Source organism: Methanobrevibacter sp., from assembly GCA_022775905.1.
Taxonomy (GTDB): Archaea; Methanobacteriota; Methanobacteria; order Methanobacteriales; family Methanobacteriaceae; genus Methanocatella.
In genome coordinates this window covers 1-12716 of sequence record JALFJX010000023.1, presented here as the reverse complement: position 1 = coordinate 12716, position 12716 = coordinate 1, and the positions used below count along the sequence as shown (strand labels likewise).

The 12716-nt window shown below is 28.1% G+C and carries 11 protein-coding genes; 4 read left to right on the top strand and 7 right to left on the bottom strand.

Annotation, left to right across the window (positions count from 1 at the left end; all coding sequences use genetic code 11):
* Positions 1-2 precede the first annotated feature (2 nt).
* Together MR875_06520 and MR875_06515 are read right to left on the bottom strand one after the other, a co-directional pair.
* Positions 3-803: a GMC family oxidoreductase N-terminal domain-containing protein gene (locus tag MR875_06520; protein ID MCI6994488.1), complete on the bottom strand. Its 801-nt coding sequence runs from the start codon at positions 801-803 to the stop codon at positions 3-5.
* The gene (locus MR875_06515) at positions 794-1021 is read right to left on the bottom strand and encodes an FAD-binding protein (protein MCI6994487.1); all 228 of its coding nucleotides are present in this window, start codon (positions 1019-1021) and stop codon (positions 794-796) included. Before MR875_06515 ends, MR875_06520 begins: the two co-directional genes overlap by 10 nt.
* 424 nt (positions 1022-1445) lie before the next feature.
* Here MR875_06515 and MR875_06510 point away from each other — a divergent pair, with 424 nt between their 5' ends.
* Together MR875_06510 and MR875_06505 are read left to right on the top strand one after the other, a co-directional pair.
* The gene (locus MR875_06510) at positions 1446-2453 is read left to right on the top strand and encodes a 7-cyano-7-deazaguanine synthase (protein ID MCI6994486.1); all 1008 of its coding nucleotides are present in this window, start codon (positions 1446-1448) and stop codon (positions 2451-2453) included.
* An 8-nt stretch (positions 2454-2461) separates the two neighbouring features.
* Entirely contained in the window at positions 2462-3217 is a 756-nt protein-coding gene (locus tag MR875_06505) for a HesA/MoeB/ThiF family protein (GenBank protein ID MCI6994485.1), read from the top strand.
* Between the two features lie 97 nt (positions 3218-3314).
* On the opposite strand, the gene fdhD is transcribed toward MR875_06505, so the two are convergent.
* From fdhD to MR875_06490, 3 genes are read right to left on the bottom strand one after another with little or no spacing between them, the layout of a single operon-like run.
* Positions 3315-4145: a formate dehydrogenase accessory sulfurtransferase FdhD gene (gene fdhD, locus MR875_06500; protein MCI6994484.1), complete on the bottom strand. Its 831-nt coding sequence runs from the start codon at positions 4143-4145 to the stop codon at positions 3315-3317.
* Positions 4146-4154: 9 nt separating this feature from the next.
* Complete coding sequence (locus MR875_06495; protein MCI6994483.1) at positions 4155-5543, bottom strand: glutamate--cysteine ligase; 1389 nt, start codon at positions 5541-5543, stop codon at positions 4155-4157.
* A gap of 18 nt (positions 5544-5561) precedes the next feature.
* Entirely contained in the window at positions 5562-6674 is a 1113-nt protein-coding gene (locus tag MR875_06490; GenBank protein ID MCI6994482.1) for a hypothetical protein, read from the bottom strand.
* A gap of 337 nt (positions 6675-7011) precedes the next feature.
* On the opposite strand from MR875_06490, the gene MR875_06485 reads away from it, so the two are divergent.
* A complete protein-coding gene (locus MR875_06485) occupies positions 7012-7893 on the top strand; it encodes a DUF1848 domain-containing protein (GenBank protein MCI6994481.1) in 882 nt (293 codons plus the stop codon).
* 225 nt (positions 7894-8118) lie between these two features.
* On the opposite strand, the gene MR875_06480 is transcribed toward MR875_06485, so the two are convergent.
* Entirely contained in the window at positions 8119-9993 is a 1875-nt protein-coding gene (locus tag MR875_06480; GenBank protein MCI6994480.1) for an ATP-binding protein, read from the bottom strand.
* A 1372-nt stretch (positions 9994-11365) separates the two neighbouring features.
* Between MR875_06480 and MR875_06475 the strand changes: the two genes are divergently transcribed.
* Positions 11366-11560 (top strand): hypothetical protein, encoded by a 195-nt coding sequence (locus tag MR875_06475; GenBank protein ID MCI6994479.1) that lies wholly within the window; start codon positions 11366-11368, stop codon positions 11558-11560.
* A 533-nt stretch (positions 11561-12093) separates the two neighbouring features.
* Here MR875_06475 and MR875_06470 read toward each other — a convergent pair.
* Positions 12094-12528, bottom strand: a complete 435-nt coding sequence (locus MR875_06470; GenBank protein MCI6994478.1) for a hypothetical protein — start codon at positions 12526-12528, stop codon at positions 12094-12096.
* Positions 12529-12716 lie beyond the last annotated feature (188 nt).

Here is a 12716-nt window from a genome sequence, read left to right as displayed (position 1 = left end):
TTCTAAATATTACCTTTTTCATCAATTGTTCCAATGCAAGTATCTTCAAATTTAATCATTAATCCTATAACATCAGAATCTTTAGCTTTAATTCCTTTTTTCTCCATCAATGGAAGCAATTGCATTGAATAATGTGGTGTTAAGAAATATGGGCCAAATTCAGCTTTAACACCCATCATTAATTCATTTTTTAGATTTGCATCTTTTAGATACCCACTAATTGTTGTAAACATGTCAAAAAATAGTTGACGTCCAACATTTTTAATTCCTGAATTTTTTAGGATAATTGGAGTATTTAATGCGCCTGCACTAACAATAACTTTTTTTGCTTTGAAAACTTGTTTTTCATTATTGGAATTGATTCTTGCAACACCTACAACATTACCTTCTTCATGTAACACTTCAAATACATTAATGTCTTGAATTAATTCAGCACCATACTCTAAAGCTTCCTTAACAAAATAGGTTCCATCCCATTTTGCATCAAAAAGACAACCATTCACACATTGTCCGCAAAATTTACATTTTTCAAAGTTAATGAATTTTGGCATTGGCTCCACAATATAACCTAACTCTTGACCTGCGTCTGCAATTAATTGAGTTGAATGTCCCCATAATTTTTTTGGGAAATATTTGACATTTAACTCTCCACTAGCTTCAAGAAGCTCTTCAAAGATGTTTAAGTTTTTATCTTCAAATTGTTGCATAATGGAATTAGAGTAACATCCCCTACATGAAAAACATGCATTTCCTATTGAAGAGGTTGTTGTTCCACCCACTTCCTCAATATTGGTCAAATCCAAAGGCCAGGATAAAAATTCATAATTTTTCTTATCTCATCAGACAATTGATTATCCAAATATATTTTTTTATTTTTCATATGACTTACATAACTACCATCATCTTGATTGCATCCTTTTTCTAAAATCAGAACTTTTCTTCCATTTAATGCAAGATCTTTAGCTACAGTTGATCCTCCCGCACCAGTTCCAATAACAATTACATCGTAAATAAATATCACGTCCAATAAAATTAACAATTGTTATATTATCTTAAAATAATATAAACCTTTCTATCAAAAGATTTGAAAAAAATTTAAAAAATTGTATCACTGTTTAAAATAATTTCAATTTATTTGTCAAATATCAAATTTTAATCACAATACACTATAAAAACATTTATATATTATTCTATACTACCTTAATTCATGGAAAAAAATAACTATTGTTATATAGTTATATTTTGAAGGGATTTGCTTTTTTCCATGAGCTCGGGTATTAAAAAACAATTAACTTGCGAAATTGTTTTATAGTCTCTGAAATCAAAAATGTATTAAACACTTAATGAGTTTAAAAAAAACAACTCCTGTAAACAAACAATATCTAAAAACTCATTAAGAAAAGAGCATCAAAATGATGCTCTTTAACTATTTTAATAGGGATACAATGAACTTAAATGATAAAATTAATATCGTGAAAAACATTTTAAAAGATAAAAAAGTAGCTATCGGTTTTTCAGGTGGTGCTGATTCAACATTAATAACTTATTTATCTTCAAAAGTTGCAAAAGACACAATAGCTATTACAATTGATAACCATTTATTACCTGAAGGCTTTGTTGAAAACACTAAGAAAGTTGCTAAATCCTTTGGAATAAAACATGAAGTTATTGACATTAATTTTTATGAAGATGAATATTTTTTAGCAAATGATTCTAAAAGATGTTTTACTTGTAGGAACTTAATGTATGCTAAAATTGAAGAATTAGCTAAAAAAGAAGGTTTTGACTTTATTTGTGATGGAAATAATATAAGTGATCTTGTTATTGACAGACCAGGCATACTTATAACATATGCAAAAGATTTCAAAACCCCATTCATTGAAGCGAAATTATCTTCAAAGGAAATTCATGAATACCTAAATGATAAAAATATTCCATATTTAAGATCAACAACCTGCCTTGCAACAAGAATACCTACAAATACACAAACAACTCATGAGAAAATTGAGAAAATAGGTTACTGTGAAAATTATATTCTAGATAATACCAACTGTGAAATTGTAAAAGTTAGGGATTTGGGAGAAACAAGTATAATTGAAGTTGATAACATAAATGAAATTTTAAAAGACAATAAATTTAATCAAATAAACGATGAATTAAAAAAGCAAGGTTTTAAAAAAGTTACATTAAATTTATCAGAACTTGATGATGACGAATACATTAGTATTGATTATAATCAAGAATCATTTTCATACCAACTTCCATTTACAATAAACCTTGAAAATACAAAAAAACAACTTTCAAAAATCAATTCCGAAACCAGTGATAAAATAGAATTAGATAATATTACTATCTTTGAAAGTGGATTAATTGAAGGACATGATTTGGAAAATTATGAAATCGCATTAAATGAATTCATGGAAACATTACAAAAAATAAGAAGAAACGTATAGGTGAAAAAATGCCAACAAGATATATCGGTGATGGATACTGGGAAATTGCTTCCCGTCAAATGAGTATTGTAACAAGAAGTGAACAGCAAAGATTTAAAGATGCAAAAATCACAGTTATAGGCTGTGGTGGAATCGGTGGGGAAACCATTGAAATGCTTGCAAGAATGGGAATTGGAGAACTTGTTTTAGTTGATAAAGATGCATACGATTTATCCAACTTAAACAGACAAACATTAGCAACAATAGCTGATTTAGGTCTTACCAAAAGTGATGTTGCAGCAGAAAAGGTTAGATTAATAAACCCCTATGTTAAAGTTACAACATTCAATGAACATGTTGATCAAACAAACATAGAAAAAGTGATTGGAGATTCAGATATTGTGATTGATGCACTTGATAACGTTTTAACCAGAGTTATCGTATCAAGAGCTGCAAAAGAAAAAGGAATTCCTTACATTCACGGAGCAATTCATGGAACATTAGGTCAAATTACAGTATTTTTACCTAATAGTGACAAAACATACGAAGAAATATTTAACTTACCTTCAATTGGTAAAGAATTAAATGATAAAACTATTGGAGAATTAAAAAAAGTAACTTCCGGAGTTCCACCAGTTATTGGACCTACACCTAATTTAATTGGATGTTTAGAAGCATTTGAAGCTTATAAAGCAATAACTGGAGTTGGAAAAGTAACTGTTGCTCCAAAAATATTAACATTCGATTTACTCGATTTAAGTTCATTTTCATTAAATGAACTCTAATTTTTTATTTTTTTATTTTGAAAATTATTAAAAAAAAGAATAACTGGAGTTATAAATTTCATTAACTCCAAAACATTAACAATAAATGCTAATTTTTTTATTTGTCTAATTCGACACGTTCAGGTGCTGTATAAACAGTGAATCTGTTATCACGAACAAAACCAACCATTGTGATATTACCTAAACTTGCAACATCAATACCAGATGATGCTGGTGCAGCATTGGAAATAATTATTGGAATACCAACTCTTATTACTTTAATTAACATATCTGCAGGCATTCTTCCACTATATGATATATAACATTTTGAAAAGTCATAGCCTTCTTTTGCAGCAGCCCCAATTACTTTATCAACTGCTACGTGACGACTTACATCTTCCCTAATGATAATTTTATCTTCAAATTTAAGTTGTGCAACATGAACTCCTGCGGTTTTCTGCCAGATTTTTGCTTCATCAGTTAAATGTTGAATATCCTTAATTATCTGAGTAGCATTAACTTTTAAATCTGAAGTATTAGGTTCAATAGTTTTTAACTCTGATCTGATTCCTCCAGCATTATCAGAATTTACTCCTTGATATTCAAGTAATCTACATGCACAAGCATGCTCACAGTTTCCTTTTTTCTCTTGAACAATACCATCTTGATCTAAATCCTCCTCAGGGTCATGATTTAAATTGGTTGAAACCAAAACATTTGTTCCATCTAATCTAATTGATTCAATATCAGAATAATCTTTGATTAAACCTTCACCAAGACAGTATCCAACAGCAAAATCTTCCAAATCAACTGGATAAGTTGAAAATTTACGAGGAGGTAAATAATCAATGAACAAATAAGTATATTCATCATCTACACTATTTTCTTTAATAGTTTTATATTCACCATCTTTCCATTGTATTACTTCAGTTTGTCTTAAAAAATCCATATTATCACATTATTTACCTACTAAAACAACATTAGAATATTTTTTAAGTTCTTCCTGTTTGTCAGCATCAATATTATGTAAATTATTAATACTGGTTTTCTGATTATTTTTTGATAAAATACTATGAGTATTTATGTAACCATTTTCTTGAATTAATTTTAATAATCTTTTACCGTAAGTCAAATCAGGATTTGAAACACGATTAAGCATTAAATCCAATGTATGAGATTCAGATATTCCAAATACTTCACACATTCCATACATCTCATTAATAATATCTGAAGCCCACTCTTTTAAAGTGACTTCTTCACCATCTTTTAATAATCTCATTGATTCAACATAAGCCTTTTCAGCAACATTTTCTTCATTTATTTTTGCTTCTTTCTGCCAGTCAGCATAATCAGACTCATCTTTAATTAGCATATATATTAAAAATAAATGTAAAAATTTCATATCATGCTTAACAAGCCCACATTTATAAAATGGATTGATATCCAAAGTTCTTACTTCAATATATTCAATTCCATCATTTTTTAAAGAATTTAACAAATCCTTAGGATTTTTTGGTTTTAATCTAATTTGTGTGTATAACTCTTTAGCCTGTGATAAGTCACCATCATCAATGAAACCTTCAATATCCCTTGTAAACTCATCAATAGAATTATAAGAAGGATACAACTCAATTAAGTTTTTATATCCGCAAGAAGCATTTCTAAATGAAGGTCCTTTTGTTGAATAATAACTACCATAGTCATCTTGAGCATCCATTAAATGGATACAGTCATTAGAAAAGGTTTTATGAGATCCTATTGAACAGCCAGTTAAATAAATAATCAACCAGCAATATCTCAAATAATTTCTAGCAACTCTTAAATAAACATTATTTTTAAACTCTTTAAAATCCAAATCATTGCCATAAATAGCTTGTACTTTTTTTAACAAATCCTCAGAAAATGAAAAGTTAAAATGAACTCCAGAAATCATCTGTTTTTTAACACCATACTTCTTTGCTAAATCTTCACGATATTTCTGTGAGGATTCTCCATCCTCAGAGTACTTCGCAATAGGTATTTTATCCCAATAAGGAAGAATACATGGAATTGATTGGAACCAAAGGTATTCATCTTCTTTAAGCGAAGAATTAACAATATCTGATATTAATGAAAAAGTATCGAATGCTTCATCAATAGTATCAAAAGTAGGAGTTATTATTTCAATTTGGCTTTCTGAAAAATCTGTAGTAACTAACGGATTTGTCAGTTTATCACCAAAAACTTCAGGATGAGGTGTTAAAGATAATTCACCATCCCCTTTAACTCTTAAACTTTCCCATTCTATACCAAATGAGCCAGATAAAATTTCATCTGAAGATAATTTTGATAAATTTAATAAATCCACTTATATCCCCCAAAAAAATTAAATATTATTTGTTAATTTACCATATTCATTTATAATTGTTTCTATGCTTCCATTATTATGCATCACAGAAATGATATTTTTTCCAGGATTTGTATGATTTTTAACACGATCATACAATGGATTTAAAAACACTTCTTCACCAATTCCTCTTTCTTTAAGTCCTGTCGCAGCCAAATCCACAACATCATAACATAATTTACATATTTCCTTTTTATCAATGAAAGAAGGAATTTCATCTTGAATTAATAATTTTCTAAGTTCAGTTGCTGTAAATCCTTTCTGATAAATAGAAGTGTCACCAGACATTAATTCATCTAAATCATCAAGTTTTTCTTTTAAACCCAAATGGAACGCAGCAACAGACATTGAATCAGAAATTGGTTGTGTACAAATGCTTCTAAACTCAACTGTACCTCTGAATGTTAAATTAATAAATTTAAATGGTCTTAAATATTCAATATCATTAATTGACGGTTTAACATCAATTTGTTTATATTCCCCATTAGAATAAACTTCTCCACGCACAGATTCATGTGAGAAATAATCCAATAGATTCATTGATGGGAAATTAATATAAGCACCATCACGCATTACACAATAAATATTCAATGATTCCAAATATGATTGGAAATCATTTAAATTTTTAAAATCAACATCATACATACCAATATTATGAGGATTTACTCCATGAGTTGAATATTCCCACAATGCGTCTCTAAAGCAGGTTACATTTTTATTTTCATCAAGCAATACAGAATTTGAGAATAATAATGCTTTAATAGGCTCTATTTTTGAGAATATATTAATAGTTTTCACCAAATCATATTTACAAACATCTAACTGTACTTGTGATGCTGATGAGAACATACCATATTCAGGATAATCATGAAAATACATATGAAGATTTTTATAATCTTTGAAAGATTTCAAATGATGATAAAGCATCAAATATCTTTCAGAAGGAATTGGGGTGCACATATTATATTTTCTGTAAGGGTTGATTCCCATTCCAGTTAATGTATGATTATGTTCTTCAAAAGCTTCTTTTGTAAATGCATAATAATCACTAAAACGATCATTTATTGCAAATAAATCTTTTTCACGACCCATTGCAAATTCGATATTATTATGCCAACAATCACTAAATTATCTACTACTTTTCTCTCACTACTGATTATACTATTGTTTTTCAGGGTAATTAAAGTTTTTGCACTTCCGTTCAAAAAGTTAAAATTCACCGGTTATTCAGATAAAAATTATAAATATGTGTGGATGTATAAAATTAATCCAGTTGTTATGAACCAGATTTAATCATCAAAATCTTTAGTATGATGCTGGCAAAAACACAAATTAAAAATTTGATTGTAACCAAAATATAGTATGTGATAAGATGATAATAAACGTTGGCGGAAGAACAGACATAGTGAACTATTACACTCCATGGCTCTTGAACCGGCTTGAAGAGGAATATGCGTATTCAAGAAATCCTTATTCCAAAGATGATGTCTACAGGTTAAGTCTAAAGCCCGAAGATGTCGATTGTCTTCTGTTCTGCTCTAAAAACTATCAACCTATACTGGAACATATAAATGAAATTAATGAAAAATACCATATTCTCTGCCAGTATACAATTACCTGCTACGGCAAGGATATAGAACCGAACGTTCCGGCTATTGATGAATCCATTGAGACTCTAAAGGAACTGTCTGGCATTGTCGGCAGAAATAAGATAATGTGGAGATACGATCCGATACTTCTGACGGAAAAGTATACTATGGAAAGACATCTCGAAACATTTGATTATATGGCATTTGAAATTGCACCCTATGTCTACAGATGCATATTCAGCTTTGTTGACATGTACCGGAAAGTTGAAGAGAACATGCCTAAGATAATTCCATTTAATGCTGAGGATAAGGAAAGGTTATTGAAAGGAATCGGTGAGATATCTGATAGCCATAATCTTTACACTCAAGTTTGTGCATGCAGAGAAAATTATGAGAAGTATAATATCCACACTTCAAGCTGTGTAACTGCAGAAATCCTGAAACATGCAAATAATGTTACCTATAAAAATATTAAAGGCAAGGGAATGCGTGAAGGATGCAAATGCATTCAGTCAAGAGATATCGGAGCATACAATACATGTTTCAGTGACTGCAAATATTGCTACGCCAACAGAAGACCTGAAATAGCTAAACGCAATATTAAAAGGCATGATGAAAAATCACCGTTACTGATAGGTCATATCAGAAAGAAAGATAATCTTCATGATGTTAAATCTGAAAAATATAGTGAGCCGAAACAACCAACATTATTCGATTTTTAAAAAAATTGCAACCGTTAATGTTGGGGATGTGTTGATGTTCCCGTAAGAAATAACTTTTACTTATGTCTATTTACTGATAACATTTTTATTCTAAACTTATGTAATAAATTATAATTAAGTTTATTGTTGAATGTTTGGGAAGGTTCTCATAGAACAGATTCCCTTCACAAACTAAATTATTACATAATTTTATTTTTATCTAAATTTTTAGTAATTAATATTACTTTATAAATTCAAAGAATTATTTTCTTTAATGAAAGTATATATTTTTTTAGTAAGAACTTTAGCGGGTTCTGAAAGATCATCAAAACTTTCTGTAAATTCTTGTTCTTTATATGCAAATTTTTTTTTAAAGGTATCTGGATTAAAAAAATTATTAGGTTTTTCATCGGGAATAATAATGTCTGTTATAAAAGTATAAAAATTAGACTTCTGATAATCTTCTTCTTCAAAATCTTCTTTAATATTTAATTTTCTTAATTCTCTTAAACTTTTCAATATTTTAATTAAAACTTTTTTTGAAATTAAATTTTCAACCTCCCTTACTTCTAAAATACAATAGTTTTTATAACCCATATCTTCAAAAGCTATTTTATTCTTTTTATAATCTTTATTATCATCTTTATCTAAAATTGTAAAAATTCTTTGCTTTTGTATTGAATTAAATTCACTAATAGTTTTTGCTGTTTCTTTACCCCCTCCTCTTAAAAAAGAATAATGTGTGCCATATCTGAACTTTACTGAAATATCACCAGATTCTAATAATTTATCTTGATATAAATCAAGATAAAAATTATAATGTGAAATATCATAACTTCCTTCAACTAAAATAGTACAATTATGTGATAATACAGAAGATGGAAGCGCACCTAATTTTTTTAGTGTTGGTAAATGGTTAAATCCAACATTTTCGATTGTAAATTCAGCAATGGAATTATTTTCAATCTTCAAAGTTTTATCAAAGGAATAAATGGATATGTCTTTTTTTTCGAATGCCTTATCCATAAAATGATTTGAATGTGTAGTGAAGAAAAATTGATAATTTTCAAATCTTTGACTTAATAATGTTTCTAATAATTTCCTTTGCAATCTTGGATGGAGGCCCACTTCAGGTTCTTCGATAAAAACTAGAACATTTGTATTTATTTCTTTTGATTTTTCTAAGTATAAAAATAAAGGTAATGTTATTAAAATTATGGATTGGATGCCTTCACCTAATTCATATATTTTATACTCCTCATTATCAATTCTAACAGTTAAAACATCATCATTAACTTTTGGGATTAAAACAACTTTTTTGTTGTCAAAAAATGTTTCAGATAAATATAACTCATATTCCCTAATTCTTTCTCTTTGTTCTAAATCTCCCAATAAATAGTTTCTCACATATTGGTAAAATCTTTGCCCAGTTATAATTGAATTTTTAGGAAAAATATAATTTTCAACAAATTCCTCTAAGGGTATTGGAGTGTCTGAATCAATATTTTGCATGTTTGCTGTTAAAAAATCAGAAATATCTGTTAATATATCAGAATGATTTGAAAAATAATCTTTTTTAATTCGTTCTGCATAAAAATCTTTTTTTATTTCATGATTAGGATTATCATCATTTAAAGTTATGGGAACTAATCCTCTTAATGAAGGTAAATAGATTTTATAAAAATCATATTTAAATAAATGATCATTAAATTCTAGATTTGGGAAAAATTTTTCAAAAAGATTGATATATGCTATCGTAAGACGCTCATAATCGGGAATACCCTTATTTACTCTAGTTTTATATACACTTACTAATTCAGGCAAGGGGGTGATGGATTCTTCAATATAGGTAATTTCTTTCAATGCTGATTTTATATCATCATAAGCTTTTTGTTTTTCATTTGAGTATGGATTAATAATCGAAGTTTCGTAGGATTTGAATTCTTTAGATTTCTCTGAATACTCTTTTAATAATTTATCATTTGGCAAAAATTTCAATGTTATTCCATTATTAAAGAATATTGATCGCATAAATCTGCTTTTTCCAGTATTGTTTGCACCAACAAATATATTTACTCTTGATAAATCATTTAATCTATCCTCAAAACTTTCATTATTCATTTTATATAACGAATTTTCTATTTTTATGTGCTTAATAATAGTCATTTAATCCCTCTCAATTACGAATAATACAATATATGTTAAGTTGATGACTTAATATTTTACATTATAGTTATTCTCTTAAAAATTTAATTCTATGTCTTACATTTATAATTAAAATATGAAACTATTTTTCAAGTTAAATCAATTCTTGAAAGATAATTAACAAACCTTTGATAATCTTTCACGATAGAATTCGTTTAAAGATCTTACATAAGATTTTTCAAAAATAGAATATACATTGTGTATGCAGTGGATAATATCTCTTAAAAATCAATAGGAATTTTGGAATTTGAAAATCTTGAAAAGATTTTAGATAATGGTATCTAGTAAATTCATTCTTTTCAACTTTTTTTTAGCCTATTCTAGAAATATGTTGCATTATATATAATAAGAACTATAATAAATAAATGTTTACATTAAATGTTTAGATGATGATACTGGACTTATGGATTATATTAAAATTAGATTATTGAACAATAGGGTGAACAGTACAACACTAATCATAGTTATTGGGGGAGAGAATTAAAGGCAGTCTAGAACTGATGGAATCAATATTGACATTAATCTTCCAGATGTTCTTTGTTCGGTGATTAATAAAACTATAACTAATGTTCGTATGTGGTTAAGTTTGATGGTTATACTGAGGGTATTTTGAAAAATAGAATGGATAAAATTAATGTTAATATTGCACTTGTAGATAGGATAATAATCTATCTTAGGAGCAGAAATTGACTTTGATTTTATGGGCTTTTAAAATTGACATTCGCTAGATTGCTAAGGAAATCTTGCAGAGGGGAATGGTTTAATTGTTAAGGATTGATAAAATCTCTAGGCATAGTTTTCAATCAATGAATTTTATTGGGAAAATCTTCAATAGTGTTAATGGAGATAATAAAATAAATCTCCACTTAAACCTTTTCATAATCTGATATTCATTCGTCAAATATTGATTCAATATACACTAAACTATCTAAATTCACGGGAGAGGTATATTAGGGTCTCCTGTATTGAACATTGTGTTGGAAGGAATGTCTGATTTATTTATATTATCTGTTAAATATTCCACAAATTTATTTAACATGGTTTCATTTTTCACTACAATAAATGGGAAGCTACGAATCCTACCTCTAAAATCAAAACTGTTTTTACTTATTAATTTTGCGAATTTACCTTCAATTGCATCTAAATTGTAATAATAAAAAATACTAAAAATAAACCTTACTATTTAGAAAAGAATTATGGTATTGTAAAAGCTTATCACATTTATACAAGAACAGATGATAGAAATACTCCTAAAGACAAGAATGCGAATTTTGCAGATATTGAATATATGTGGAAAGAACGTTTTGGTCTTAATTTAGATGTTGAAGAGAGATTTGAATTCTACCTAAATGATATTGATAATTGGATGGATGAATTTGAAACAAAAGAAACTGCCTTGTATAAACCAGTGCCCGAATTTTCAATTGAATTAACAGAATTTAATGAAAGTGATTATGTAGAACCATTCAACACATTTTATTAGATAATTCTCTTCTGTACGGCAATATATTATTTAAATATAATTCTAATGTCATTTTTCAATGTGAGTATGCTTATTGTGATGGCGGCAGACTTTTAATTCCAGTGCCAAAATTACATAGCTACACTGACAAAAATGGTGAAAGTATTGAGTTTTATTATTATAACATCAATTTCTTTATTATCTATATTCAATGTGCGAACATTAACAATAGGGATATTTCCACCACTAAATTCTATATTATTCAATATATCATTTAAATCAGCTTCTTTTTTCTTTTTGCAGTTTTTTCATCTAAACCAATGATTTTGCAATCTTCTGATGGGTCATCAACACCAATGATTAAAAACCGGTTGCCATCATGTTTCGCATTGGCTAGACATAAAATATCATGTACTAATGTTTTATTATCTTTGTGAGGTTCTCTTTTAAAATCCCAATATTGCCTTCAGTTTTACTAGCTATTAAATTCCTTATTTCTAAATAAAAAGATTCATTAACCATTGTATTATGCCTCATATTTTATTTATTTGTCTTTATCTTTCACAACCAATTTTATTTAAATCTATATAATCTTCAATAGGGCGTACACATTCAAATGAATTGCCCAATTTCATTTTTCCTCGACCGAGATAGGAATCATTGGTTGATTTAACTTTTGTTTTAAATTCTTCAATTGTCTCAACATCAAAGATTCCTTTAACGTCATCAAAATATTTTTTAGAAGTTAATTTTCTAAACATCTCAAATTGGACACATCTTCCTTTGTAGACATAGGTATATGGGGACCAAAATTCATTTTCATATTCTTCTTTATTTAAAAATGACACATAACAACACAATAAATCTGCATCAACTAAATATTCAGCATTAAGGCCATATGGTAATCTGCTGATTAATAATTGTCCTAATGGTGAAGGATATTGGAGTTTATCAATAGTCTTATAATAATAATCTATATAATCATTCATATCAAGAAATATGTAAGTTAGCATTAGAACCAATGTGGGAAGCTAAGTTTGGAGCGAATAGTTTTGGTTTTAGACCTCTTCGTGGAACTGGTGATGCTATTGCAAAAATACATGCTCATACAAGAGGTTTAAAGAGACTATATGTCTTTGAAGGAGATTTCAAATCTTGCTTTGATACTTTGAGTCAT

Bases quoted from the DNA above. Each gene is read 5' to 3' on its own strand.
- MR875_06505 (MCI6994485.1), top strand. From the start codon at position 2,462: ATGCCAACAAGATATATCGGTGATGGATACTGGGAAATTGCTTCCCGT.
- MR875_06470 (MCI6994478.1), bottom strand. From the start codon at position 12,528: ATGAATGATTATATAGATTATTATTATAAGACTATTGATAAACTCCAA.
- MR875_06510 (MCI6994486.1), top strand. From the start codon at position 1,446: ATGAACTTAAATGATAAAATTAATATCGTGAAAAACATTTTAAAAGAT.
- fdhD (MCI6994484.1), bottom strand. From the start codon at position 4,145: ATGGATTTTTTAAGACAAACTGAAGTAATACAATGGAAAGATGGTGAA.
- MR875_06480 (MCI6994480.1), bottom strand. From the start codon at position 9,993: ATGAATAATGAAAGTTTTGAGGATAGATTAAATGATTTATCAAGAGTA.
- MR875_06475 (MCI6994479.1), top strand. From the start codon at position 11,366: ATGTGGAAAGAACGTTTTGGTCTTAATTTAGATGTTGAAGAGAGATTT.
- MR875_06490 (MCI6994482.1), bottom strand. From the start codon at position 6,674: ATGGGTCGTGAAAAAGATTTATTTGCAATAAATGATCGTTTTAGTGAT.